The sequence below is a fragment of the Actinacidiphila yanglinensis genome, from assembly GCF_900107965.1.
Lineage (GTDB): Bacteria > Actinomycetota > Actinomycetes > Streptomycetales > Streptomycetaceae > Actinacidiphila > Actinacidiphila yanglinensis.
The window spans coordinates 1-24,966 of the sequence record NZ_FNVU01000019.1 but is presented as its reverse complement, the minus strand read 5'-3'; the positions used below and the strand labels follow the sequence as shown (position 1 = coordinate 24,966).

Genomic DNA, 24,966 nt, shown 5'->3' with positions numbered 1-24,966 from the left:
GCCACGGACCCGGACCGGCTCGCGCGCGGACACCTCAGGCCCTCAGCTTGTAGCCGAAGCCGCGGACGGTCTCCAGCCGGTCCTGGCCGATCTTCGTCCGCAGCCGCTGCACGTGGACGTCCACGACGCGGGTGTCGCCGCCCCAGGCGTAGTCCCAGACCCTGGCGAGCAGCCGGTCGCGGGACAGTACGGTGCCGGGGGCCGCGGCGAACTCCAGCAGCAGCCGCATCTCCGTCGGGGTCAGCGCCAGCCGCCGGCCGTCCCGGGTGACCTCCATGCCCTCGGGGTCGATCGCGATGTCGCCGAAGGACAACACGGCGCCGCCGTCGTCCTTCTCGCGGGGGGAGGCGGTGCGGAAGCGGCGCAGCACCGCGCGGATCCGGGCGACCAGCACCGCGCCGTCGAAGGGCTTGGTGACGTAGTCGTCGGCCCCCGCCTCCAGGCCGAGCACGACGTCGATCGCGTCGGCCCGGGCCGAGACCATGATCACCGGCACGGTGGACTCGTCGCGGATGCGGCGGCACAGGCTCACCCCGTCCAGGCCCGGCACCATCACGTCGAGCAGGGCGAGGTCCGGCTGCCGGGAGCGGAAGGAGTCCAGCCCGGAGACGCCGTCGGGGGCGGCGGTGACCTGGAAGCCGTCGCGCTCCAGGGCGAGCGTCGTCGCCTCGCGGATGACGTCGTCGTCCTCGACGAAGAGCACGTGGGTGGCGGCCATGCGCCTATCGTCCTCCACCCGCGGCACCGCCCGACGCGGTGGCCGTCGGGGAGGGGGCGTGCGGGGTGGTCGCGGGGGTCTTCGGGGGTTCGGCCGGGGACGTGGCCGGGTCGGAGCCGGGCGCGTTCGTCGGCAGCTCGGGGTCGAGCAGCTCGGACTTCGGCAGGGGCGCGGGCTCGGTGGAGGTCGGCTCGGGCCGCGCGGTCGGCTGCTTCGCGCCGAAGTCGAAGTAGGAACGGGCGACCTGGAGGAAGTGGGCGCCGCGCCACGCGTAGGTGACCGACTCCTCGCCGGCCGGGTAGGCCACCGCGTCGTCGGTCCGGTAGACCTCGTGGACGACCTGGAGCCGGCCGTCGATCACGCTGCCGTAGACCGGGGAGCGCTCGTCGGCGAACACGCACCGGTACTTGCTGCCGGTCATCCGGTAGACGTAGGAGGCGATGCCGATGCCGTCGCCGCAGGTGGTGACGTTGACCACCAGGTCCGGGCCGTCGCCCGAGGTGAGGTCGCCCGAGTCGGTGTCCAGCGGGTAGGTCGCGTCCGGCTCGTCGGCCCGCGCGGACGCGGCGGACCCCGCCGTGGAGCAGGGCTCGAGGTCCTCGCGCACGTCGGGGCTGACGCTGGTGTCCCGGCGCACCATCCCGGCGAGCGCCGCCGGGTCGGCGGCGAGCGCGGGGGCCGAGGTGGCGGGCGCCTTGACCGTCGCGGTCGGCGCCGGGCCCTCCCGGCGCGCCCCGGTCACCGTCGTACCGCAGCCCGCTGCCGCGACACAGGCGAAGGCACCCGCGGCGGCGGTCAGCGCTATGCGGCGCACCGGCCCTCCCCTCGCGTGTACCCGTACCTGCCGTGCTCCAGCTCGTGCCGCAGCCGGGCCAGCGCCCGGTGCAGCGTGCTCTTCACCGTACCCGCCGACATTCCCAGCGCACGGGCCGTCTCCTCGGTGCTGAGCTGGCCGTAGTGCCGCATGATCACCACCTGGCGCTGCTGCGGTGCCAGCACCCGCATCACGTCCCGCAGCATCTCCCGGTCGGCGCGCTGCTCGGCGCCGTCGTCGACGCTCGCCTCCGGCAGGTCGCCGGTCGGCACCTCCTCCAGCCGGCGGCTGCGCCACCACTCGGTGCGGGTGTTGATCATCACCCGTCGCATGTAGGCGTCCGCGAGCCGCTTGTCGGCGATGCCCTCCCAGCGCGGATACGTGCGCACCAGCGCGGTCTGCACCAGGTCCTGGGCGTCGACCAGTTCCGGCACCAGCCGGCGGGCGCTGCGCAACAGGGCGTCCTGCCGGGTCCGCACGTACTCCTCGAACTCCAGAACCCCGCTGCTCGCCGCCATCTGTGCCGCCTCCACCCCGCCGATACCGCGCTACCGGTCCACGGCCGACGAGAACGCCTCCCGCCGCCTGATCCGACGCTACGAAGCGGATGTTGGGCTTTGACGACCACCACCGCACGGCGAACGCACAGCAACCCATCGGTTGTGTAACAGCGCCCGGCGCGGGCGCGGGAGCCAGCCGCGACGGATAGGCGTCCCGGCGGTCAACGTCCAGGCAGACAGGGGCGTCAGGGCGGTGCCCCCGCGTCTGCCGCGGCGTTGGCTTCGGCTGCGGCGAGAGCCGGAATTCGCTCGCGGGTTCGGGTGGACGACGCTGGCGTGCCCGAGGTGACACCAGGGTGCGGGCTGTGGCAGAGCGGCCCATCGCGCCGGCCGTGCGGAGGTACCCCCGCGCGGCCGGTTGAGGGGGAGCGGCGGGATCTGCCGTGACACCCTCCGGGGGTTCGAATCCCTCCGGCCCGCACCTGTCCCCCCGTGCCCGTCCCGGCCCTGTTCCGCTCCGCCCGGGAGGCGGGCGTCAGGCCGGGAGCCGGAAGCTGTCGTCGGGCAGCTGCTCGACCAGACCGTCCGTGATCAGGCCGTCGAGGGCGCGGCTGCGTTGCTCGTCCTCGGCCCATGCCGTGTCCAGGACCGCGCGCGCCACGGGGGTGTGGCTGGCCCGGAGGATGGCCAGCAGCCGGCCGCGGACCTGGCGATCGGTGCCCGCGTACGTCTGGCCGCGGCGCGGCGGGCCTTGGTGCGCGGGTGAACCGGCCAGCCGCCAGGCGCAGCGCGCGGCCAGCGGGCAGCTCCCGCACTGCGGGGAGCGCGCGGTGCACACCAGGGCGCCCAACTCCATGGTGGCGGCGGCCCATCGCGCGGCGGTGTCCTCGTCGCCGGGCAGCAGCGCGAGGGCGACCCGGCGTTCGGCGGCGGTCGTGGCGTTCGGCGGGTACTCCACCCCCGTGACCAGTCGCGCGAAGACCCGCCGGACGTTCGTGTCCAGCACGATGTGCCGCCGGCCGTAGGCGAACGACACGACCGCTGCCGCGGTGTACTCCCCGATACCCGGAAGGGCCAGCAACTCGGTGTGCTCCCGGGGTACTTCGCCGCCGTGCTGCTGCGCTATGGCGGTGGCCGCGGCGTGCAGCCGCAACGCGCGCCGCGGATAGCCGAGCCGGCCCCATGCCCGCACCGCCTCACCCGGGGACTCCTTGGCGAGGTCGGCCGGCCGCGGCCAGCGCTCCAGCCACTCGGCGTGCACCGGCAGCACCCGGTTGACGGGGGTCTGCTGCAGCATGAACTCGCTCACCATGACCGACCAGGCACCCGCGTCCGGGCGCCGCCAGGGCAGGTCCCGCGCATGTTCGTCGAACCAGTCGATCACCGCCCCGTGCAGCGCGCCCGTGGCGGGCAGCGTGACGGGCGCGGGTGCCGAGGGCGCGCGCCGGGAGATGTCGCCGGGGGCCGCGGAGGCCGTGTCCGCGACCGTCGCGGCGGATGACGGCGCGGACAGCTGGGTGGGGGGAAGGTGAGTGCTCATCGCACGACGAGTCTGGCATACGCCAGAGACATTGACACGGAGGGCGACGGAGTGCCCACGATCGCGTGACGACCGTGTCGCGAAGCGCGGGAATACGGCGAGTTGGGGGCGGAACGGGGTCAACCCGCGGGCTACGTAAACGTGATGATCGGCAAAGAGCGGACGTCTGGCGGCGGGTGGTGCGACGCCGCGGCACCGATCTCCCCTAGAGTGCGTCTGTGGGCTCTGTGCGCAATCCCGTCGGACCTCTGCCATCGTCTATCTACTGGCGGCGGCGCGTAGTTGTGCTCTGCCTGCTCGCGCTGGTGGCCGCACTCGTGCTGTGGGCGGTCACCTCCCGCGGTGGCGGCGGGGGCCACGGGTCGAGTGCTCCCACGAGCTCGCACACCCCCGCGGCGACGATCACGCCCGGTCCCACCCCCTCGGGCCCGCACAACGGCGGGGAGCCCGGCGGCCGGGACACCGCACCGAGCGACTCCTCCGGCGCGACGAACGGCGGCAGCGGCAACGGCGGTACCGGTGGCGGCTCTTCGAGCGGCGACGACACCGGCGGCGCGGGCTCCGGCGGAGGGTCGACCGCGGGCTCGGACACCGCCGGTTCGGGCGGCGGAAGTGCGGGTGGCGGCACCGGCGGGGCGCCCGCTCCCGGCCAGCAGGTCCCGGTCGGCTCCACGCTCGCGACCTGCGCGCCCGGTGCGGTCTCGCTCTCACTCAGCAGCGTGCACAACTCCTACCAGCCCGGCCAGGACCCGGAGTTCCGGCTGGTCGCCGCCAACTCCAGCGCGGTCAGCTGCAAGATCGACGTCGGGCCGAAGAGCGCGGTGTTCACCGTCACGGGAGCGCCGGGCGGCAGCCACGTGTGGGCATCCGACGACTGCCCGACCACCGGGTCGCACCTGCTCCAGGTACCCGCGCGCTCCTCGATGTCGTACACGCTGCGCTGGAACGGCAGGAACAGCTCGCCGCAGTGCGCGAAGCCGAAGGGCGAGCAGTCCGCACCCGGCACCTACCTGGTGCAGCTCCGCAAGTCCGGGTACGGCACGCAGCAGGCGTCCTTCCAGCTCTCGGACGACTGAGGGCCCCGGCCGGGCGGGCCGGGCCCGCCGCCCGGCTAGACGTACCGTTCGAGGATCGAGGACTCGGCCAGCCGGGACAGTCCCTCGCGGACCGAGCGGGCGCGGGCCTCGCCGACGCCCTCGACCGCCTGAAGGTCGTCCACGCTGGCGGCGAGCAGCTTCTGCAGGCCGCCGAAATGCTCGACCAGCCGCTCGATGACGGTGTTCGGCAGTCGCGGCACCTTCGCCAGCAGCCGGTAACCACGCGGCGAGACCGCGGAGTCGAGCGACTCGGGCGAGCCGGTGTACCCCAGCGCACGGGCCACCGTGGTGAGTTCGATCAGTTCGTTCTGCGGGAGCGCGTCCAGCTCGGCCATCGCCTCGACCACGGTACGGCTGCGCTTGGCGGTCGGCTCGGGGACGTAGTCGTGCGCGACGAGCTCCCGCTCGGGCTCCACGCCGGCGATCAACTCGTCGAGCTGGAGTGCGAGGAGGCGGCCGTCGGTGCCCAACTCGACGACGTACTCGGCGATTTCGGTGGCGATGCGGCGGACCATCTCCAACCGCTGGGCGACGGCGGTGACATCGCGCACCGTCACCAGGTCCTCGATCTCCAGCGCGGACAGGGTGCCGGCCACCTCGTCGAGCCGGAGCTTGTAGCGCTCCAGGGTGGCCAGCGCCTGGTTGGCGCGGGACAGGATCGCCGCGGAGTCCTCCAGCACGCGCCGCTGCCCGTCGACGTACAGCGCGATCAGCCGCATCGACTGGCTGACCGAGACCACCGGGAAGTTGACCTGCCGGCTGACCCGGTCGGCGGTGCGGTGCCGGGTGCCGGTCTCCTCCGTCGGGATGGTCGGGTCCGGTACCAGCTGCACGCCGGCCCGCAGGATCTTGGTGATGTCCTTGTCGAGGATCAGCGCGCCGTCGAGCTTGCACAGCTCGCGGAGCCGCGTCGCGGTGAACTCCACGTCCAGCACGAAGCCGCCCGTGCAGAGCGATTCGACGGTCTTGTCCATGCCCAGCACGATCAGGCCGCCGGTGTTGCCCCGGACGATCCGCTCCAGGCCGTCGCGCAGGCCGGTGCCCGGGGCGACCGCGCTCAGCGAGGCGCGCATCAGGCCGCCGTCGCTGCCGATGCCGGTGCCGGCGCGCCCGGAGGAGTCGCCCGCTGCCCTACGAGCCGGGGCGGTGCCCCCTGCCCGGTCGTTGGCTGCCACTGTGCTCCTCACGGTCGCTGCGTTTGGGCAAAGTTTACGACTCCCTGCGGGGGGCTCGGGCGGACCGGCGCGGGTGGGGTGGGGGTGGGGGTCCGCGGACCTTGCGGTTCCCTCCGGGGATGCGCCCCGTGCGGTGGTTTTTTGGCTTTCGCCCGGTGGTGGGTTGCTCGCGCAGTTCTCCCCCAGCCGACCACCGGGGGATGGTCCCGGGACGGACAGGACGGTCAGGCCCGGCGCGGCAATGCGCGAAGCGCGTCGGTGACGTCGGCCACCTCGGTGACCCTCATCCCCGAAGGGACCTTCCCCGGGTCCGGGGGGACGAGAGCGTGCGTGAAGCCGAGCCGGTGCGCCTCGGAGAGCCGCCGCTGGACCCCGGTGACGCGCCGCACCTCCCCGGCGAGCCCGACCTCCCCGATGGCCACGAGATTCTTCGGCAGGGGCGTGTCGATCGCCGCACTCGCCAGCGCCAGCGCGACCGCGAGATCCGCGGCGGGCTCGGTGAGCTTCACCCCGCCGACCGTCGCGGTGTAGATGTCCTGCTTGCCGATGGACTTGATCCGGCCGCGCTGCTCCAGGACCGCCAGCATCATGGACACCCGGGAGTTCTCCAGGCCTGAGGTGGTGCGGCGCGGCGACGGGATCTGGGTGTCGACGGTGAGCGCCTGGACCTCGGCGACCAGGGGCCGCCGCCCTTCGAGGGTGACCGTCAGGCAGGTGCCGGGCACGGGCTCGTCACGGCGGGTGAGGAAGAGCCCGGACGGGTCCGCGAGGCCGGTGATCCCCTCGTCGTGGAGCTCGAAGCAGCCGACCTCCTCGGTGGCGCCGTAGCGGTTCTTCACCCCGCGGATCAGTCGCAGCCGGGCGTGCCGGTCGCCCTCGAAGCTGAGCACGACGTCGACCAGGTGCTCCAGCAGCCGCGGCCCGGCGATCGCGCCGTCCTTGGTGACGTGGCCGACCAGCAGGGTCGACATGCCGCGCTCCTTGGACGCGCGGATGAGCGCGCCGGCGACCTCGCGGACCTGGGCCATGCCGCCGGGCGCGCCGTCGATCTCCGGTGAGGCGACGGTCTGCACGGAGTCCAGGACGAGCAGCGACGGCTTGACGTCGTCGAGGTGGCCGAGGACCGCGGACAGGTCGGTCTCGGCGGCGAGGTAGAGGTGGTCGGCGAGCGCGCCGATCCGGTCGGCGCGCAACCGCACCTGGGAGGCGGACTCCTCACCGGTGACGTAGAGCGTCGGGTTCTGCGGCCCCGATGCCTTCGCCGCGACGTCGAGCAGCAGCGTGGACTTGCCGACGCCGGGCTCGCCGGCCAGCAGGACGACGGCGCCGGGCACCAGGCCGCCGCCGAGCACCCGGTCCAGCTCGGGCACGCCGGTGGAGCGGGCGGTGGCCTGCGTGCCGTCGACCTGGGCGATCGGGCGCGCGGCGGTCGTCACCCGGCCGGGGGCGGTGGTGCGGACGGCGGGCGCGCCGCCGAACTCCTCGACGGTGCCCCATGCCTGGCACTCACCGCAGCGGCCGAGCCACTTCACGGTGGTCCAGCCGCACTCGGTGCAGCGGTAGGAGGGGCGGTCCTTCGTGGCGGGCTTGCGGGTGGCCATGCGGTTCACCGTAGCGGGCGGGGGCGACAACCGCGTTCACTCGTACGTGTGGCCGCCCTGTCCCCTTTTTGTGGCGGATCATTACCCATATGGGTTAAAGAACGCGGGGAGTGCTGAAGCGGGAGGTGTCGCGGGCCTACCGTCACTCGGTGATGAGCAGGCAGGGAACCCCCAATCCGACGCAGAGCACCGGAGCCCACCGCAAACACCGCGCTCCGGCCGGACGGCCGTATGCCGACGCCGAGCCGGCGCGGGCCGGCCGGGGGCAGGGCGGCCGGCGTGAGGCCGGTGCCGGGCGACCCCAGGGCACGCTGCCCATGCAGCCACCGGCGCACTACGAGCCGTATCTCGACGGCCTGTTCACCTACTGCCTGTCCATCCTGTGCGAGCACGACGCGGCGGCCGGCGCACTCGGCGAGGTGCTGGCGCTCGCCGAGCGGCAGCGGGTGAGGCTGCGCGACCCGGGACTGCGCAGGCCCTGGCTGTACGCGCTCGCCCGGTGGGTGTGCCTGCGCCGGCTCGCGGCGGGCCGGCCGGCCGCCCCGCGTACGTCGGACCAGGTGGCCGAGCAGCGCCGGGCCCAACTCGCCTCGCTGGCCTGGCCGGAGGCGGCCGGCACCAGCCCCGAGCAGCGCGAGGCACTGGAGTTGGCGGTGCGCCACCAGCTCGCGCCGCGCGAGGTCGCCCTCGTGGTCGGGCTCGAGGCGGACGCGGCCAGGAGCCGGCTGGCCCGGGCCGCCTGCGAGGTGGAGCGGACCCGTACGGCGGTCGCGGTGGTCGACACCGGGCGCTGCCCCGAGGTGGCGCAACTGGCCGGGGACAAGCAGATCGTGCTCGGCTCCGCGCTGCGCGCCGAGCTGGTCCGGCACGTGGACGACTGCCCGGTGTGCCGGCGGGCCGCCGAGCGGGTCGTCGCGGACGGGCCCTGGCCGGGCGCCGCCGACGCCGCCGCGGTGCTGCCGCTGGTGGAGGCGCCGCGGTCGGCGGCGTACGCGGCGCTGCTGCACGCCATGGACGCCGGGTTCGGGCGGGCCCGGGAGTCCACACCGCGCTTCGATCGGCGCGGCTTCCCGGTCGACCTCGGGGACCGGGCGGCCCGACGCGCGGTGCTGCGGCACCGCGCGGTGACGACGACGGTGGTGGCGGCGGTGGTCGCCGCGCCCGTGCTCGCGGTCTGGGCCGCGTACCAGGCGACCCCGCTCGGCGAGGGCTCCCACGACGGTCGGCGCACGTCGTCGTCCGACGGGATCGACGGGATGCCCTACGAGAAGGCGGGCCACGCCGGCCCCTCGCCCAAGGGGCAGGCCGTGCCGAGCGGTTCGGGGGCGCCGTCGCCCTCGGTCGCGTCGCAGGACGCCACCGTGGCGGTCAGCGGGGGCACGGCGCCGCCGGCGTCCTCCGTGTCCAAGGGCGCGGGGTGGCTGCAGGTGACGGCGCGGCCGGGGCGCGGGCGTACGTACATCACGCTCACCGCGGGGGGCGCGGCGCCGGTGAAGTGGGCGGCCGCGACCTCCGCGTACTGGCTGGAGTTCTCCGCGCGTTCGGGCACCCTGTCGCCCGGGGAAACGGTCACCCTGGTGATCCGGGTGGACCGCTCGATGGAACCCTCGGGGACGTGGTCGGCGCAGATCCGCTTCACCCCGGGCGACGCGACGGTCACCCTGCGCGGGTCGTCCCGGCGGTCCGTGCCGCCGCCCGTCTCGTCCTCGCCCACCGACGGGACCACCCCGCCCACCACTCCGCCGACCTCGCCCACCACCCCGCCGCCGAGCAGCTCTCCCCCCACGCAGTCCCCGACGCCCACGGACAGCCCGACGCCCTCCGCGTCCTCGACCCCCTCGGGGTGATCCGCCCTCCCCGGGCCGGCGATCCGCGGGTACGGGGGGGCGCGGGCGCTGCCCGGAGGAGCGCGCGGCTACGCCCCCGGGGGCACCGGGTCGGCCGGATGCGGGGCCACCAGCGGGAGCTGTGAGGCCAGCCGCCTCTCGCACAGCGCGGCCAGCTCCGCGTATCCGGCCTCGCCCATCAGCTCCGTGAGCTCGGGCCGGTAGGAGACGTAGACCGGGTCACCCGTGCCATGCGCGGAGGTCGCCGAGGTGCACCACCAGTGCAGGTCGTGGCCCCCGGGCCCCCACCCGCGCCGGTCGTACTCGCCGATCGACACGATCAGCACCCGGCTGTCGTCGGGCCGGTCGACCCAGTCGAAGGTGCGGCGGATGGGCAGCTGCCAGCACACGTCCGGCTTGGTCTCCAGCGGTTCGCGCCCCTCGCGCAGCGCCAGCGCGTGCAGCGCGCAGCCCTGGCCACCGGAGAAGCCGGGCCGGTTGGAGAAGATGCAGGCGCCGTCCACGACGCGGGTCTGCCGCTCGCCGTCCTCGTTCTCCTCGGCCCAGAACCCGTCGGAGCCGGTGCCGATGGTGTGGAACTGCCAGTCGTCGGCGGTGAGCCTGGCCACATGCCCGGCGACGCGCTTCTCGTCGTCGTCGTCCGAGAAGTGGGCGCCCAGCGAGCAGCACCCGTCGGCGGCGCGGCCGGCCACGATGCCCTGGCACCCGCTGCCGAAGACACACGCCCAGCGCGAGGTGAGCCAGGTCAGGTCGCACCGGAAGACCTGCTCCTCGTCGGCGGGGTCGACGAACTCCACCCATGCCCGGGGGAAGTCCAGCCCCGCCTCGTCGGGAACGGCGCCCTTGGTCGGCGCGGTCGTCCCGGTGCTCTTCTTCGCGCCCTTGCGGGCCTTCACCTTCGCCACGGGCCCAAGCGTAAGACCGTAATGGGCCGAATCGGGTCACGCGGGTCCGCGCGCACCGGCGCGACCCCCGAACCCGCCCCCATACCCCGCCCCCGCACACGCCCCCGGACCCGCCCGCCGGGACCCCCCGCGCCCTTCCCCGGCGCGCCCCTCCGCGCGTTCCCGCCGGAACCTGAGCGGACGCGCCGCGGTGCGCCCTCCGCGGCCCGCACCGCGGGGGAGCGGTGCTGGCTACAGTTCTGCCCATGCGACTGGGAGTGCTCGACGTGGGTTCCAACACCGTTCACCTGTTGGTGGTGGACGCGCACCCGGGCGCGCGCCCGCTTCCGGCGTACTCGCACAAGGCCGAACTGCGGCTGGCCGAGCTTCTCGACGTCAACGGCGCCATCGGCGCCAGCGGCGTGGACCAGCTGGTCGGCACCGTCCAGGACGCGATGCGGGTGGCGGAGGACAAGGGCGTCGAGGACGTCCTGCCGTTCGCGACCTCCGCGATCCGCGAGGCGGCCAACGGCGAGGAGGTGCTGGACCGGGTCGAGCGCGAGACCGGCGTGCGGCTGACCGTGCTGTCGGGCGCCGACGAGGCCCGGCTCACGTTCCTCGCGGTCCGCCGCTGGTTCGGCTGGTCCGCGGGCCGGCTGCTGGTGCTGGACATCGGCGGCGGCTCGCTGGAGGTCGCGCTCGGCATGGACGAGTACCCGGACGCCGCCGTCTCCCTGCCGCTCGGCGCCGGCCGGCTGACCGGGACCTGGCTGCCCGGCGACCCGCCCGACGCCGCCGACGTCCGCGCGCTGCGCAAGCACGCCCGGGCCGAGATAGCACGCACGGTGCCGGACTTCGCCCGACTCGGCCGCGCCGACCACGCCGTCGGCACCTCCAAGACGTTCCGGCAGCTCGCCCGGATCGGCGGCGCCGCCCGCAGCGGGGACGGCCTGTACGTGCAGCGCACGCTGCGGCGCTCGGTGCTGGAGGAGTGGGTGCCGCGGCTGGCCGGGATGACCGCGGCCCGGCGCGCGGCGCTGCCCGGTGTCTCCGAGGCCCGCGCCCGGCAGCTGCTGGCCGGTGCGCTGGTCGCCGAGGGCGCGATGGACCTGTTCGAGGTCGACGAGCTGGAGATCTGCCCCTGGGCCCTGCGCGAGGGGGTGATCCTGCGCAAGCTGGACGTGATGGCCGGCGAGGTGGCCGAGGCCGCGCGGAACCAGGCGGGCGGGATCGGGAGCGGCGCCGCGGCGGGACCGGGTGCGTCCGCCGCCCCGGCGCCGGAGGGCTTCCCCTCCTCGTCGGTGGCCCGCCGTCCCGCCTGAGCCGGCGCCCCTCCGGCCGCCGGCGGGCGCGCTCGTGCGGGTGATCGCGGGTGATCGTGACGCGGTGGGTACGGGCCCGGCCCGGCGCCGCGTACGGGCCCGCCACCCGGCCGATCCGCGCGCGGTGCCGCGGGCGGCGGTGACGTCCCGCTCGCCGGCCGCCGTACGCTGGCCCCTGTGCCTGAACCCGCGGACCGTCCCGAGGCGTGCGACGCCGGCCGGGACCCCGCGTCCGCGATGTCCGATATCTCGGGTATGCGCAGTGTGTCCGGTGTGAAGGTCGCGCTGTCCACCGCGTCGGTGTACCCGGAGTCCACCGCGACCGCCTTCGAGGTCGCCGCGCGGCTCGGCTACGACGGCGTCGAGGTCATGGTGTGGACCGACCCGGTCAGCCAGGACGTCGAGGCGCTGCGCCGCCTGTCGGACTACCACCAGGTGCCGATCCTGGCGGTGCACGCCCCCTGCCTGCTGATCACGCAGCGGGTGTGGTCCACCGACCCCTGGACCAAGCTCCAGCGGGCCCGCGCCGCGGCGCAACGGCTCGGGGCCTCCACGGTCGTGGTGCACCCGCCCTTCCGCTGGCAGCGCGGATACGCCCGCGACTTCGTGCGCGGGGTGTGGCGGATGGCCGACGAGACGGACGTGCGGTTCGCGGTCGAGAACATGTACCCCTGGCGGTACCGCGACCGCGAGATGCTGGCGTACGCCCCCGACTGGGACGTCACCAAGGAGGACTACCGGCACTTCACGGTCGACCTCTCGCACGCGGCCACGTCGCGCAGCGCGGCGCTGGAGATGGCGGCGCGGATGGGCGACCGGCTGGCCCACGTGCACATGGCCGACGGCAACGGCTCGGCGAAGGACGAGCACCTCGTGCCCGGACGCGGCTCCCAGCCCTGCGCGGAGCTGCTCGGCGCGCTGGCGGCGGGCGGCTTCGGCGGGCACGTGGTGATCGAGGTCAACACCCGCCGGGCGATGTCCTCGGCCGAGCGCGAGGAGGACCTCGCGGAAGCGCTGGCCTTCACCCGGCTACACCTGGCCGCCCCCGCGCACCGCCTCGGCGCCCGCGCGGGCCACCGATGACCCCATCGGCCGCGTCCGGCGCCGCCGGCCCCCGCCGCCGCGGGCGCCCGGCCGGCCCGCGGTCCGGCGAGGCGCGCGACCGCATCCTCGCCGCCGCGCGCGCGGAGTTCGCCGCGCGCGGCTACGACAGCACCTCGGTGCGCTCGATCGGCAAGGCGGCCGGGGTGGACGCGGCGCTGGTCCACCACTACTTCGGCACGAAGGAACAGGTCTTCGCCGCCGCGATCGAGCTGAGCTTCGCGCCCACCCGGGAGCTTCCGGACGCGCTGGCCGGCGGCGGTGCGGGCACGCGGGGGGAGCAGGTCGTCCGCTTCTTCCTGCGGATCTGGGAGGACCCCGACGCCCGCGGGCCGCTGCTCGCGATCGTCCGCTCGGCGGTGAGCAACGAGACGGCCGCGGGGGTCCTCCGGCACATGGTCGGTCGTACGGTGATCGCCCGGGTGGCCGGCGAGCTCGACGCACCGGACGCCGAGTTCCGCGTCCAGCTGGCCGCCGCACAGCTCGTCGGCATGGTGATGCTGCGCTACGTCCTCCAGGTCGAGCCACTGGCGTCCGCGAACACGGAAACCCTCGTCCGCAACCTCGCCCCGACCGTCCAGCGCTATCTCACCGATCCCGGGGTGGGCCCCTGACCCTCCGGGGTGCCCCTGTCGGCCGGTTGAGGGACCACCTGCCGGTGGGGGGTTCGCCGCGCAGTTCCCCGCGCCCCTGTGTATGTGCGGCTCCTCCGCGAAAGAGGGCAACCACTCAGGGGCGCGTGGGGGCGCCCCCACGCCACAGCCGGACCGCAAGGTCCCGCAACCCACAGGACGGGGCACCCCAGAGGGTCAGGGGTGCCGTACCACACTGCGGACCTCGTGTCCGAATTCTGAGCGGCAGGCGTACCCTCGACGTTCAGGCAGTCGCGAGTCCCGGCAGCGCAGACTCGTACGAGCGAAGTGGGCCCCGGCGGCGAGCCCGGGCCCAAGAAGGAGGGGAAACCGTGCCCGAGCTGAGGTCACGTACGGTCACCCACGGCCGCAACATGGCAGGCGCCCGCGCTCTGATGCGCGCCTCCGGCGTCGCCAACTCCGACATCGGCAAGCCGATCGTCGCGGTCGCCAACAGCTTCACCGAGTTCGTACCGGGTCACACCCACCTCCAGCCGGTCGGCCGGATCGTCTCGGAGGCGATCCTCGCGGCGGGCGCGGTGCCGCGGGAGTTCAACACGATCGCCGTGGACGACGGCATCGCCATGGGCCACGGCGGCATGCTCTACTCGCTGCCCTCCCGCGACCTGATCGCGGACTCCGTGGAGTACATGGTCGAGGCGCACTGCGCGGACGCGCTGATCTGCATCTCCAACTGCGACAAGATCACCCCCGGCATGCTGATGGCCGCGCTGCGCCTCAACATCCCCACGGTGTTCGTCTCCGGCGGCCCGATGGAGGCCGGCCGGGCCACCCTCGTGGACGGCACGGTCCGCAAGCTCGACCTGATCAACGCGATCTCCGACGCGGTCAACGAGAATGTCTCCGACGAGGACATCCTCCGCATCGAGGAGAACGCCTGCCCCACCTGCGGCTCGTGTTCCGGCATGTTCACCGCCAACTCGATGAACTGCCTCACCGAGGCGATCGGCCTGTCCCTGCCCGGCAACGGCTCGGTGCTCGCCACCCACACCGCCCGCCGCGCCCTGTACGAGAAGGCCGGCACCACCGTGGTGGAACTGGCCAAGCGGTACTACGAGCAGGACGACGCGTCGGTGCTGCCGCGCTCCATCGCCACGCCCGCCGCGTTCGAGAACGCGATGGCGCTGGACATCTCGATGGGCGGCTCCACCAACACGATCCTGCACCTGCTGGCCGCGGCCCAGGAGGCCGAGGTCCCCTACGGGCTCAGCGAGATGGACGAGATCTCCCGCCGGGTGCCGTGCCTGGCCAAGGTCGCGCCCAACGTCGCACCCGGCGGCACGTACTACATGGAGGACGTGCACCGGGCCGGCGGCATCCCCGCCATCCTCGGCGAGCTCTACCGCGGCGGCCTGCTCAACGAGGACGTGCACACCGTGCACTCGCCCTCGATCAAGCAGTGGCTGGACACCTGGGACGTGCGCGGCGGCTCCCCGTCGCCCGAGGCGGTCGAGCTGTGGCACGCGGCCCCCGGCTGCGTGCGCTCCGCCGAGGCGTTCTCCCAGTCCGAGCGGTGGGACACCCTCGACACCGACGCGGCCGGCGGGTGCATCCGCGACGTCGGCCACGCCTACTCCCAGGACGGCGGCCTCGCGGTGCTGCGCGGCAACCTCGCCGTGGACGGCGCCGTGGTGAAGACCGCGGGCGTCGACGAGTCGATCTGGACCTTCGAGGGCCCCGCGGTCGTCTGCGAGTCGCAGGAGGAGGCCGTCGAGAAGATCCTCGCCAAGCAGGTCACCCCCGGCGACGTGGTGGTCATCCGCTACGAGGGCCCGCGCGGCGGCCCGGGCATGCAGGAGATGCTCTACCCGACGTCCTTCCTCAAGGGCCGCGGCCTGGGCAAGTCCTGCGCGCTGGTCACCGACGGCCGCTTCTCCGGCGGCACTTCGGGCCTGTCCATCGGCCACGCCTCGCCCGAGGCGGCATCCGGCGGCACCATCGCGCTGGTCGAGGACGGCGACCGGATCAGGATCGACATCCCGAACCGCACGATGGAACTGCTCGTGTCCGAGGAGGAGTTGGCCACCCGCCGGGAGGCCCTGAACGGCGTGTACGCGCCGCGCGCGCGGACCCGGCACGTCTCCACCGCGCTGCGCGCGTACGCGGCGATGGCCACCAGCGCGGACAAGGGCGCGGTGCGCGACATCAGCCTGCTGGAGCGCTGAGTCCCGCCCCTCCCCGACGCCACCACGCGGCCGCCCTCCGTTCAGGAGGGCGGCCGCAGCAGTTCCGCCACCACGGGGATCGGCGACCCGCGGCAGGGGGTACACCTCGGGTGGGAGGGACGTCATGGAGTTCACCATCGGCAGGAGGCTGCGGCGGCGCGGGCGGGGCTTCCTGGCGTCGGGCGTGGCGGGGATGCTGGCCATCGGGGGCTGGCTGGCGGCCGACGGCATGCCCGACGACCACACCGAGCCCTTCCTCGGCCTCGCCTTCTTCGCGCTGTGCGGATCGCTGGGCGGGCGCGAACTCCAGCGCGCCCGCCGCCCGTTCCGGCTGTGCATCGACGCCTTCGGGCTGACCACGCACGACATGGAGCTGAGCTGGGAGCAGATCGACACCGTCGCGCTGCGCTACCCGCCGGACCTCGGCGACGGCGAGGGCACCCCGTCCAAACCGCTGCTGGTGATGCGGCCGGCCGCGGGCACCGCGGTGCCGCGCACCCCCGACCGCAGGTTCCTGGGCCACTCGCCCCGCTACACCCTGGTCAACACCGAGGACCTGGACCAGAGCGTCGCTGAACTCGGCGCCGTCCTGGCCGCGTTCGCGGGCGCGCACTTCGAGACCGCGCCCCGCGCGGTGCGCGCGCCGGTCCCGGTCACCGTGGCCGGCCCGGAGTCGCGCGTCCCCGGGGGCGAGCGGGTCTTCCTCGACCGCGGGCGGTACCGCCCTTGGACGCTGGTGTGGGTCGTCGCGGCCCTGGGGTGCAGCGCGCCGGTGGTCGTGGTCCTCGCCGGCGTGGGGCGGCGCGACTGCGTGGCCTGCTTCGCGGTGTGCTTCGTCGCGGCGCTCGCCACCTGGTGGGCGGCCGGGCACTGCGCCAGGCGCTGGCACCGGCCGCTGCGGCTGCGGGTCGGCCCGGCCGGTCTCGGCATGCGCGACTACGGGGGCGCCGAACTCCTGCTGCCCTGGGCCGAGATCGCCGCGGTCACCGTCGGCCCGCTGCCGGACTCCGCCGGCCCGACCCGCTGGCTCGTCGTGTGGCCGCTGCCCGGCAGCGCGCTGGCGTCCTCCCGTACCCACGTCTTCGACGGCCACCAGGCGTACGCCCTGGTGCGCCTCGACCGGTTGCCCGGTGGCGAGGCGGCCGTCGCGCCGGTGGTGCGGTCGTACGCCGGCGAGCGCTTCAGCGGCGCCCGGCAGGAGTGACGCGCGGAGGGGACGCCGGGACGTTGGCCGGGACGGCCGGTCAGATCAGCGGCGGCCGGCCGAGCCTGGTCATCCGCCACGCGGTGGACCACCGCATCGGCCGGCGTGGCGGGCAGGGGGTGCGCACGCCCTCCGCGAAGCCGGCGAACCACGCCTTCAGCCCGGCTCCGGACCGGGTGCGGGCCACGGTCAGCGCGGTCCACACCCCCAGGTACGCGGGCACCAGCAGCACCGGCAGGCGGCGCTTGGCCAGCCAGACCCGGTTGCGGGCGAGGTTGCGGTAGTAGACGGCGTGCCGGGTCGGCGAGGTCCAGGGGTGCCGCAGCACCAACTCCGGTGCGTACCGCACGTTCCAGCGGGCGTCCAGGGCCCGCCAGGCCAGGTCGGTCTCCTCGTGGGCGTAGAAGAACTCGTCCGGCCAGCCGCCGATCTCGTCGAGCATCCTCATCGACAGGCCGTGCCCGCCGCCCAGGAAGGTGGTCACCAGCCCGCCGCGCATCGGATCGGACGCGCGCAGCCGGGGCACGTGCCGGCGCGCGGTGCGCCCGCGCTCGTCCGCGATCCTGAACCCCACCACGCCGAGCCGGTCGTCCGCCTCGTACAGCGAGCACAGCCGGGTGAAGACGTCCGTGTCCACCAGCAGCCCGTCGTCGTCGAGATCGACCACGACGTCCACGTCGCCGAACTCGCGTAGTGCTTCGATCGCCACGTTGCGGCCGCCGGGAATCCCGAGGTTCTCGCTCAGCTCGACCGTGGCGACCTCCTTCGGCAGATCCGGCAGCGGTGAACCGTTCCCCACCACCACGATCCGGGTCGCCGGAGTGTCCTGCACGGCCACGGAGTCCAGCAGCGCGAGGAGTTCCGCAGGTCGGGTGCCCATCGTCAGGATGGCAACACCTACACGAGGGTGGCGCACGGGTGAACTCTCCGTTCCTCGGGTCCGACCCGGAGATGCTAACGCCACGACCTACGTTTCCCGGCCACGCATCCACGTCCTTTAACGGCTCTGGGGGTACTCCTGACACGCGCGCCCCCGCACCGGGGTGCCTCGGGCGAGGTCAGCGGGCCGATCCCGCATAATCAGGGGGATGAGCGAGTCCCACGCACCCGGCCCCGACCGGGACATCCCCGCAGGGGAGCCGCAGCCGGAGCCGATCCGGTTCTTCGGCACGTCCTGGGTGCGCCACGACGGCGGATACGCGCTGCGCCGGGCGGGCGTGGCGGCCGGGGCGCTGGCCGGCGCGGTGGTCGGCGCGCTGGTGCTCGTCTTCGGCTTCCAGGGCCTGACGACCGCGGACGTCGGCGTGTTCGTCAACGTCCTGGCGATCGCCGGTTTCGCCGTGTGCAGCGTGCTGATGTTCGCCCGCACCTGGCGGGGCTACGCGGGGCGCCGCGGCCCGGCCGCGGAGGGCGCCGGCGCCGACTCCGGCACCTCGATGCAGGGCCTGTACGTGATCGGCTTCGTGGGCGCGCTGCTGGCCTACTTCGTGCGGAGCCTGTACGAGGCACCGGGGGAGAAGCTGCTCCGCGCGGAGTACGAGCAGGCGCGCGAGCGGTACGAGCGCCGGCGGGCGCAGCGCACCGGCAACCCGGCCGGTCGCGGGGCGGGGAGCGGTACGCCCCGGCGCCGCCGCCGCTGAGCGCGTCCCGCGGCCGCTCCCCGAACCACCCCCTCGCTTCCTGCTCCCCCCGCTGTCTCCCCGCCCACCCGGACCGGGTGTCGTCGTGCCGGCGCGGTCACGCCACCGTGAACCCGCCGTCCACCGGGAGGATCGAGCCGGTCACGTAGTCCGCGCCGATGACGTAGCGGATCGCACCGGCGACGTCCTCGGCCGTGCCGACCCGCCCGGTCGGCAGGGACTGCGCGGCGGCGGCGAACTGGGCCGCGCGCTTCTCCTCGGGCATGAAGGCCCACCAGTCGGTGGCGATGACGCCCGGCGAGACCGCGTTGACCCGGACCGGGGCGAGGTCCGCGGCGAGCGGGGAGACGATCCGCTCGATGGCGCCGTTGACCGCCGCGAGGCCGACCAGGCCCGGCAGCCCGGAGCGGGCGGACGCCGCCGAGACCATCGTCACCGTGCCGGTGACCTGGGCGTGCTGCACCGCGAACAGGTACGCGAAGAGCTTGCCCTCGAACGCGGCGCGTATGTCGGTGAGTTTTGTGTCCTTGACCGGGCCGAGGCCGACGGCGCCCGAGCTGAAGGCGAGCACCAGGTGCTCGAAGCCGCCGGTCCGCTCGAAGAACGCGGCGACCGCGTCCTCGTCCGTCCCGTCGAGGCGTTCGGCGGTCAGTCCCTCGGCGGCCGCCGCGGCCAGCCGCTCCTCGTTCCGGCCGGTGACGACCACCTCGGCGCCGTCCGCCCGCAGCGCGCGGGCCGTGGCGAGTCCGATGCCTGCGGTGCCACCCATGATCACAACGCGCATGTCAGCGCTCTCCCTTTGTTTCGGAACGTGTCGTCTCGTTTTTATATCGAGACATGCCGTCTTGTAAAGTAGGGTGAGCGCATGACGGGTGACCGGCGGCCGGGGCGGCCACGTAGTGAGGCCGCGCGCCAGGCGATCCTGGCCGCGACCATGAGCGAGTTGAGGGAGCGCGGGTACGCCGCGCTGACCGTCGACGGCATCGCCGCGCGCGCGGGCGTCGGCAAGCAGACGATCTACCGCTGGTGGTCGTCGAAGGCGGACGTCGCGCTGACCGCGCTGCTCGACCTGTCGGAGACGACGATCGCGGTGCCGGACGAGGGCTCGCTGCCCGCCGACCTGATGGGCTTCCTCGCCGAGACCTTCCGGCAGCGCGGGCAGCGGCCGGTCCTGGTCGGCCTGATGGCGCAGGCGCTGCTCGACCCGGTCTTCGCGGCGGCCTTCCGGGAGAACTTCCTCTTCCGGCGGCGGGCCGTGCTCCGGGAGATCCTCGACCGGGCGGTGGTCCGGGGCGAGATCGCGCCGGACCTCGACCCGGAACTGCTGATCGACGTGGTCTACGGGGTGCTGTGGTACCGGCTGCTCGTCGACCACGCGCCCCTGGACGACGAGGCCGGCCGCCGGCTCGCCGACCTGGTGCTGCGGGCGGTCCGCTGAGGCGCGCGGCGCCCGCCCGTCATCGGAAGCCGCCCGGGGAACGGGCGGCGGCTACGCCCGTGAGCGGCTGAACGTCCCGGCCACGCCGACCACCGCCGCCACCACGGCGCCGTGCCACAGCCCGGTCCACACCGAACCGAAGAAGCCCTGGCTGGTGAGCGCCTGGCGCACCACGAGGTCGGTCAGGAACATCATCCCGGCCGGCACGGTGGCGACCTGCCACGGGTGCGAGCGCGCCCAGCGCCTGATGCGCCGGTCGCGTCCCGCGCCGCGCGAGGAGTAGCCGAGCACGGCGCCCGCCCCGCCCACGCAGAAGAAGAGCAGCGCGGCCACCGACAGCGCGCTGCTGAGGATGCCGAGCCCGAAGTGCCCGCCCACGAGGTGCAGGGCGAGCGAGACCCCGCCGCCGAGCGCGCCGACGACGGCGGCGGGCCGCCAGGGTCCGAGGGTCGCCGAAGCCACGGCCAAGTGCCGCTTCTCCGCGCCCGATACAGCGATTTCACGGGATGAACGACTCATACCGCAACGGTCCCTCGCGCCGCCCCCGCGCGCCATAGGGGATGACCCTGACCCGCCCCGGACAGGTCCCCGGTGCGGATCGCCCCGGGCGCGGCCCGCCCCTGACGCCCCGACGGGCGCGGCCCCGGCCGCCCTGCCCGTACCCGCACGTACGCGGCCCCCGTGCCCGGGCCACGCCCCGCGCTTCCCCCCGCACCCGTACCCCGAACTCCTTGACGCAGAGCGGGAAGCGGGTGTTTATTCATCACATGATGAATAAACATGGCCCCGCGATCGAGGCAACCGCCCTCAGCGTGCGACGCGGCAGCCGCACCGTCCTGGACGACCTGCGCTTCGCCGTCCCGCCCGGCCGCATCACCGGACTGCTCGGCCCGAGCGGCTGCGGCAAGTCCACCCTGATGCGGGCGATCGTCGGCTCCCAGGCCAGGGTCGCCGGCACCCTCGACGTCCTCGGCCGCCCCGCCGGCCACCGCGACCTGCGCGCACGCGTCGGCTACGTCACGCAGGCCCCCTCCGTCTACACCGACCTCACCGCCCGCCAGAACCTCGACTACTACGCCGCCGTCCTCGGCATCCCCCGCCGCGAGCGCGCCACCCACGTCCAGGAGGCGCTGCACGACGTCGACCTCACCGGCCACGCCGACGCCCTGGCCGGGAACCTCTCCGGCGGCCAGCGCGGCCGCGTCTCGCTGGCCGTCGCGCTGCTCGGCGCCCCCGAACTCCTCGTGCTCGACGAGCCGACCGTCGGGCTCGATCCCGTCCTGCGCCGCGACCTGTGGCAGCTCTTCCACCGCCTCGCCGCCGACCGTGGCACCACCCTGCTCGTCTCCTCCCACGTCATGGACGAGGCCGAGCGCTGCCACCGGCTCCTGCTGCTCCGCGAGGGCAGGCTGCTCGCCGACGACACCCCCGAGGCACTGCGCGAGCGCACCGGCGCCACCACCGTCGAGGACGCCTTCCTCCACCTCGTGGACGAGGCCGACCGGGGCGCCGCCGCGCACGCCCCCGCCGGATCGCCCGCCCCGCCCACGGTCCGGAAGGCCGCGTCGTGAACACCACCCGCACCCTCGCCACCGCCCGCCGCGTCCTGCGCCAGCTCGGCCACGACCCGCGCACCATCGCCCTGATGCTCGTCGTGCCCTGCGTGCTGCTGACCCTGCTCAAGTACGTCTTCGACGACGCCCTGCGCACCTTCGACTCCGCGGGCGCCGCCCTGCTCGGCATCTTCCCGCTCGTCACGATGTTCCTGGTCACGTCCATCGCCACGCTGCGCGAACGCACCTCCGGCACGCTGGAACGCCTGCTGTCCATGCCGCTGGGCAAGGCCGACCTGCTCGCCGGCTACGCCCTCGCGTTCGGTGCCGTCGCCGTCGTGCAGGCCGCGCTCGCCACCGGCCTGACCGTCCTCGCGCTCGGCCTCGACGTCAGCGGCTCCTCCTGGCTGCTGCTCCTGGTCGCCCTCGCCGACGCGTTCCTCGGCATCGCGCTCGGGCTGTTCGTCAGCGCCTTCGCGGCAAGCGAGTTCCAGGCGGTGCAGTTCATGCCCGCCGTGCTCCTCCCGCAGATCCTGCTGTGCGGCCTGTTCGTCCCCCGCGGCGCCATGCAGCCCGCCCTCACCGGCCTGTCCGACGTGCTGCCCATGTCGTACGCCGTGGACGGGATGTCCGAAGTCGTCCACCACGCAGGCGTCACCGGGGACTTCGTCCGCGACCTCGCCGTCGTCGCCGGCTGTGCCCTGCTCGCCCTCGCGCTCGGCGCCGCCACCCTCCGCCGCCGCACCGCGTGAGGGCGTCCGCGCCGCGTACGACCCGCCGACCGGGACCGCGAGCGCGAGCGGGACGGGACGACGGCGCGCGGGCCCGGCCGCCCGGAGTACCGACTGCCCTTGGTCCCGACTGCCCGAGGAATGGACGTTGCCGCCGTCGCCCCCTCGCCCCTGCCACGATGGCCGGACAGGCAGACCCGTACGGCTTGAGGTGAAGCGCCATGACCGCCACGACCCCCACCACCGGCACGACGCAGACGGTCGCCGTCCTCGGCACCGGGAAGATCGGCGAGGCACTGCTCTCCGGGATGATCAGGGCCGGCTGGGCACCCGACGACCTGCTCGTCACGGCCCGCCGCCCCGAACGCGCCGAGGAACTGCACGCTCGCTACGGCGTCCGGGCCGTCGACAACGCGTACGCCGCCAAGGCCGCCGACATCCTCATCCTCGCGGTCAAACCCCAGGACATGGCCGCCCTGCTCGCCGAACTCGCCCCGCACACCGGCGCCGACAAGCTCGTCATCAGCGCCGCCGCGGGCATTCCCGCCGCCTTCGTCGAGGAACGCCTCGCCGAAGGCATCGCGGTCGTCCGGGTCATGCCCAACACCCCCGTCCTCGTGGACGAGGGCATGTCCGTGATCTCCGCCGGCCGGCACGCGGGCGAGGACCACCTCGCACGCACCGAGGCCATCTTCCAGCCGGTCGGCAAGACCCTGCGCGTGCCCGAGAAGCAGCAGGACGCGGCCACCGCGCTCTCCGGCTCCGGCCCGGCCTACTTCTACTACCTCGTCGAAGCCATGACCGACGCCGGAATCCTGCTGGGCCTGCCCCGCGCGCAGGCCCACGACCTCATCGTCCAGTCCGCGATCGGCGCGGCGGTCATGCTGCGCGACAGCGGCGAACACCCGGTCAAGCTCCGCGAAGCCGTCACCTCCCCGGCCGGCACCACCATCAGCGCCATCCGCGAGCTGGAGAACCACGGCGTCCGCGCGGCCCTGATCGCCGCGCTGGAGGCCGCCCGCGACCGCAGCCGCGAGCTGGCCACCGGCGCGTAGCCGGCCGCGTTCGCGTGCCGGGCCACCTCCACGGGTGACCCGGCACACCCTGCGACCCGTGTCGCCGGCGCCTCACACGGGCCGGAGCAGGCCGATCGCCTCGTAGGCCGCGTCCACCGTCGGCCGGCCCAGCGCCCGCGCCCGCTCCGCACCCTCCCGCAGCACCCCGTCGACGTACGACGGATCCGCGCTGATCTCCGCGTGCCGCGCCTGCAGCGGACGCAGCAGCTCGACGACCGCGTCGGCCGTGTCCGCCTTCAGCGACCCGATCCCGTCGTACCGCTCCGCCAGCACGGCGGGCTCCTCACCGGTGCACGAGGACAGGATCTCCAGCAGGTTCGCCACCCCCGGCCGTTCCTCGCGGTCGTACGACACCCCCGGCTCGCTGTCGGTCACCGCCCGCCGCACCTTCTTCGCGACCACCGCCGGCTCGTCCAGGAGGTAGACGATCCCGGACGTCGCGGCATGGGACTTGCCCATCTTCACCGAGGGGTCCTGGAGGTCCATCACGCGCGCCGCCACCTCCGGGACGGTCGCCTTGGGGACGACGAAGGTGTGTCCGTAGCGCTGGTTGAACCGGACCGCGAGATCCCGGGTCAGCTCCACGTGCTGCCGCTGGTCCTCGCCCACCGGCACCTCGGTCGCGCCGTACACGAGGATGTCGGCCGCCATCAGCGCCGGATACGTCAGCAGGGACAGCCGCACGCTCTGCCCGGAGTCCCGGGCCCGGACCGACTTCTCCTTGTACTGGATCATCCGCCGCATCTCGCCGTCGGCGGCCACGCACTCCAGCAGGAACATCAGCCGGGTGTGCTCGTCCACATGGCTCTGGGCGAACACCGTGCACACGGCGGGGTCCAGCCCCGCGGCGAGCAGCAGCCCCGCCGTCTGCCGGCTCAGCCGCCGCACCCGCGCCGGGTCGTGCTCGACGGTCAGCGCGTGCAGATCCACCACGCAGAACAGCGACTCCGCCCGGTGCTGGTCCGTCACGACCCACCGGCGCATCGCGCCCAGGTAGTTCCCCAGGGTCAGATGACCGGTGGGTTTGATCCCGCTGAAGATACGGGCGCCCCGCGCCCGCGCCGGCCGCTCGGTTCTCGCGTCCGCGGCCCGCGTCGCGTCGTGCGACCCCGGTGTTCCCTGCGTTTCCTGCGTCGTCGCCGTCATCGCCGTCGTCTCCCGTGTCCGTGTGACAGATCGGAGACCGCCGCCCGGTGCGGCCGAGGGCACAACGCGAACGGCCGCCGAAGCGGCGGCCGTTGGATGCATACGTCAGTCCTGGGCCGCCCTAGGCGGCCCACCACTGGGTGCTGTGCGTATGCGAGGTCATGCCCACCAGACTAGCGCCCACCCACCCCTCGCCCACCAGACTTGACACGCCGTGGGTGCATGCGTAGTGTCCTCCGGGTTGCCTGTCGTGAGCGCCAGCCTCGGCTGGTCCCCGGGCAACCATTCCGTAGTAACCATTCGAGCCGACCGCGGCGTGCCGTGTTCGTCTTCTTGTGCGCTTTCGGAATGCCCGGTGGAACGCGAAGCGGCCGATTTGAATCGGCCGATGAACGTCCGCTAAAGTCTCACTCGTCGGAACGGCCGAAGGGCCGGAAAGACAAGCCCCGCTGACTGGGGGTCAGGCACTGGAAAGCGTCTGATAGAGTCGGAACACAACGAAGGGAAAGCCCGGAGGGGCCCGGAAGGGCAGCCGATGGCAGCTTCCGTTTCTTGAGAACTCAACAGCGTGCCAAAAGTCAACGCCAGATATGTTGATACCCCGTCCGGATCGGTTTTCCGATCGGGATGTGGTTCCTTTGAAAAAGTCCTTTCCTGCCCGTTGGGGTGGGGGAGGCGACACAGCGAGGACGCTGTGCACCCGGGGATTATTCCTCCTCGTGGTGCCGCTCTTGCGTGTGTTTTCTTTCGAGAAAGCATTC

The 24,966-nt window shown here is 73.9% G+C and carries 23 protein-coding genes; 12 read left to right on the top strand and 11 right to left on the bottom strand.

Annotated elements, in window-relative coordinates; genetic code table 11:
- Positions 1-34: 34 nt before the first annotated feature.
- The 4 genes from cseB to C4U44_RS31460 all read right to left on the bottom strand — a co-directional run bounded on the left by cseB (position 35) and on the right by C4U44_RS31460 (position 3,572).
- Complete coding sequence (cseB, locus tag C4U44_RS31475; protein ID WP_103889475.1) at positions 35-718, bottom strand: two-component system response regulator CseB; 684 nt, start codon at positions 716-718, stop codon at positions 35-37.
- Positions 719-722: 4 nt separating this feature from the next.
- The gene (locus C4U44_RS31470) at positions 723-1,532 is read right to left on the bottom strand and encodes a hypothetical protein (RefSeq protein ID WP_103889474.1); all 810 of its coding nucleotides are present in this window, start codon (positions 1,530-1,532) and stop codon (positions 723-725) included.
- A complete protein-coding gene (locus C4U44_RS31465) occupies positions 1,520-2,050 on the bottom strand; it encodes a SigE family RNA polymerase sigma factor (protein ID WP_103889473.1) in 531 nt (176 codons plus the stop codon). The genes C4U44_RS31470 and C4U44_RS31465 overlap by 13 nt, the downstream gene beginning before the upstream one ends.
- A 517-nt stretch (positions 2,051-2,567) precedes the next feature.
- The gene (locus C4U44_RS31460) at positions 2,568-3,572 is read right to left on the bottom strand and encodes an HhH-GPD family protein (protein ID WP_103889472.1); all 1,005 of its coding nucleotides are present in this window, start codon (positions 3,570-3,572) and stop codon (positions 2,568-2,570) included.
- A 305-nt stretch (positions 3,573-3,877) separates the two neighbouring features.
- Between C4U44_RS31460 and C4U44_RS31455 the strand changes: the two genes are divergently transcribed.
- Positions 3,878-4,648, top strand: a complete 771-nt coding sequence (locus C4U44_RS31455; RefSeq protein WP_322973709.1) for a hypothetical protein — start codon at positions 3,878-3,880, stop codon at positions 4,646-4,648.
- Between the two features lie 35 nt (positions 4,649-4,683).
- Here C4U44_RS31455 and disA read toward each other — a convergent pair whose 3' ends face one another.
- Both disA and radA read right to left on the bottom strand, forming a co-directional pair.
- Positions 4,684-5,844: a DNA integrity scanning diadenylate cyclase DisA gene (gene disA / locus C4U44_RS31450; RefSeq protein WP_407642918.1), complete on the bottom strand. Its 1,161-nt coding sequence runs from the start codon at positions 5,842-5,844 to the stop codon at positions 4,684-4,686.
- A gap of 224 nt (positions 5,845-6,068) precedes the next feature.
- Entirely contained in the window at positions 6,069-7,445 is a 1,377-nt protein-coding gene (radA, locus tag C4U44_RS31445; protein ID WP_103889470.1) for a DNA repair protein RadA, read from the bottom strand.
- A 317-nt stretch (positions 7,446-7,762) separates the two neighbouring features.
- Here radA and C4U44_RS31440 point away from each other — a divergent pair, with 317 nt between their 5' ends.
- Entirely contained in the window at positions 7,763-9,292 is a 1,530-nt protein-coding gene (locus tag C4U44_RS31440; RefSeq protein WP_235032486.1) for a BACON domain-containing protein, read from the top strand.
- Positions 9,293-9,360: 68 nt separating this feature from the next.
- Here C4U44_RS31440 and C4U44_RS31435 read toward each other — a convergent pair whose 3' ends face one another.
- The gene (locus C4U44_RS31435) at positions 9,361-10,188 is read right to left on the bottom strand and encodes a hypothetical protein (RefSeq protein ID WP_235032503.1); all 828 of its coding nucleotides are present in this window, start codon (positions 10,186-10,188) and stop codon (positions 9,361-9,363) included.
- A gap of 254 nt (positions 10,189-10,442) precedes the next feature.
- On the opposite strand from C4U44_RS31435, the gene C4U44_RS31430 reads away from it, so the two are divergent.
- From C4U44_RS31430 to C4U44_RS31410, 5 genes are all read left to right on the top strand, one after another.
- Positions 10,443-11,498 carry a Ppx/GppA phosphatase family protein gene (locus tag C4U44_RS31430; protein WP_103889468.1) on the top strand — a complete coding sequence of 352 codons (1,056 nt, stop codon included), beginning with the start codon at positions 10,443-10,445 and terminating at the stop codon, positions 11,496-11,498.
- Positions 11,499-11,753: 255 nt separating this feature from the next.
- Positions 11,754-12,581, top strand: coding sequence for a sugar phosphate isomerase/epimerase family protein (locus tag C4U44_RS31425; protein ID WP_103889467.1), 828 nt, complete (start codon positions 11,754-11,756; stop codon positions 12,579-12,581).
- The gene (locus tag C4U44_RS31420; RefSeq protein WP_103889466.1) at positions 12,578-13,213 is read left to right on the top strand and encodes a TetR/AcrR family transcriptional regulator; all 636 of its coding nucleotides are present in this window, start codon (positions 12,578-12,580) and stop codon (positions 13,211-13,213) included. The genes C4U44_RS31425 and C4U44_RS31420 overlap by 4 nt, the downstream gene beginning before the upstream one ends.
- Before the next feature lie 350 nt (positions 13,214-13,563).
- On the top strand, positions 13,564-15,417 hold the full coding sequence (gene ilvD, locus C4U44_RS31415) for a dihydroxy-acid dehydratase (protein WP_103889465.1): 1,854 nt from the start codon (positions 13,564-13,566) through the stop codon (positions 15,415-15,417).
- 124 nt (positions 15,418-15,541) lie between these two features.
- Positions 15,542-16,621 (top strand): hypothetical protein, encoded by a 1,080-nt coding sequence (locus C4U44_RS31410; RefSeq protein WP_103889464.1) that lies wholly within the window; start codon positions 15,542-15,544, stop codon positions 16,619-16,621.
- 40 nt (positions 16,622-16,661) lie between these two features.
- Here C4U44_RS31410 and C4U44_RS31405 read toward each other — a convergent pair whose 3' ends face one another.
- The gene (locus C4U44_RS31405; RefSeq protein ID WP_103889463.1) at positions 16,662-17,537 is read right to left on the bottom strand and encodes a glycosyltransferase family 2 protein; all 876 of its coding nucleotides are present in this window, start codon (positions 17,535-17,537) and stop codon (positions 16,662-16,664) included.
- Positions 17,538-17,709: 172 nt separating this feature from the next.
- On the opposite strand from C4U44_RS31405, the gene C4U44_RS31400 reads away from it, so the two are divergent.
- Positions 17,710-18,261 (top strand): hypothetical protein, encoded by a 552-nt coding sequence (locus C4U44_RS31400; RefSeq protein WP_103889462.1) that lies wholly within the window; start codon positions 17,710-17,712, stop codon positions 18,259-18,261.
- 97 nt (positions 18,262-18,358) lie between these two features.
- On the opposite strand, the gene C4U44_RS31395 is transcribed toward C4U44_RS31400, so the two are convergent.
- Positions 18,359-19,045: an SDR family oxidoreductase gene (locus C4U44_RS31395; protein WP_103889461.1), complete on the bottom strand. Its 687-nt coding sequence runs from the start codon at positions 19,043-19,045 to the stop codon at positions 18,359-18,361.
- Between the two features lie 81 nt (positions 19,046-19,126).
- On the opposite strand from C4U44_RS31395, the gene C4U44_RS31390 reads away from it, so the two are divergent.
- Entirely contained in the window at positions 19,127-19,699 is a 573-nt protein-coding gene (locus C4U44_RS31390) for a TetR/AcrR family transcriptional regulator (protein WP_235032485.1), read from the top strand.
- Between the two features lie 51 nt (positions 19,700-19,750).
- Here C4U44_RS31390 and C4U44_RS31385 read toward each other — a convergent pair whose 3' ends face one another.
- Complete coding sequence (locus tag C4U44_RS31385; RefSeq protein WP_103889460.1) at positions 19,751-20,167, bottom strand: hypothetical protein; 417 nt, start codon at positions 20,165-20,167, stop codon at positions 19,751-19,753.
- Positions 20,168-20,466: 299 nt separating this feature from the next.
- Between C4U44_RS31385 and C4U44_RS31380 the strand changes: the two genes are divergently transcribed.
- The 3 genes from C4U44_RS31380 (at position 20,467) to proC (ending at position 23,038) form a co-directional block, all read left to right on the top strand.
- The gene (locus C4U44_RS31380) at positions 20,467-21,270 is read left to right on the top strand and encodes an ABC transporter ATP-binding protein (protein WP_103889459.1); all 804 of its coding nucleotides are present in this window, start codon (positions 20,467-20,469) and stop codon (positions 21,268-21,270) included.
- Entirely contained in the window at positions 21,267-22,004 is a 738-nt protein-coding gene (locus C4U44_RS31375) for an ABC transporter permease (RefSeq protein ID WP_103889458.1), read from the top strand. The genes C4U44_RS31380 and C4U44_RS31375 overlap by 4 nt, the downstream gene beginning before the upstream one ends.
- A gap of 200 nt (positions 22,005-22,204) precedes the next feature.
- The gene (proC, locus tag C4U44_RS31370; protein ID WP_103889457.1) at positions 22,205-23,038 is read left to right on the top strand and encodes a pyrroline-5-carboxylate reductase; all 834 of its coding nucleotides are present in this window, start codon (positions 22,205-22,207) and stop codon (positions 23,036-23,038) included.
- 72 nt (positions 23,039-23,110) lie between these two features.
- Here the strand turns inward: proC and trpS are convergent, their stop codons facing one another.
- Positions 23,111-24,205, bottom strand: coding sequence for a tryptophan--tRNA ligase (gene trpS / locus C4U44_RS31365; RefSeq protein ID WP_103889456.1), 1,095 nt, complete (start codon positions 24,203-24,205; stop codon positions 23,111-23,113).
- Positions 24,206-24,966: the final 761 nt, after the last annotated feature.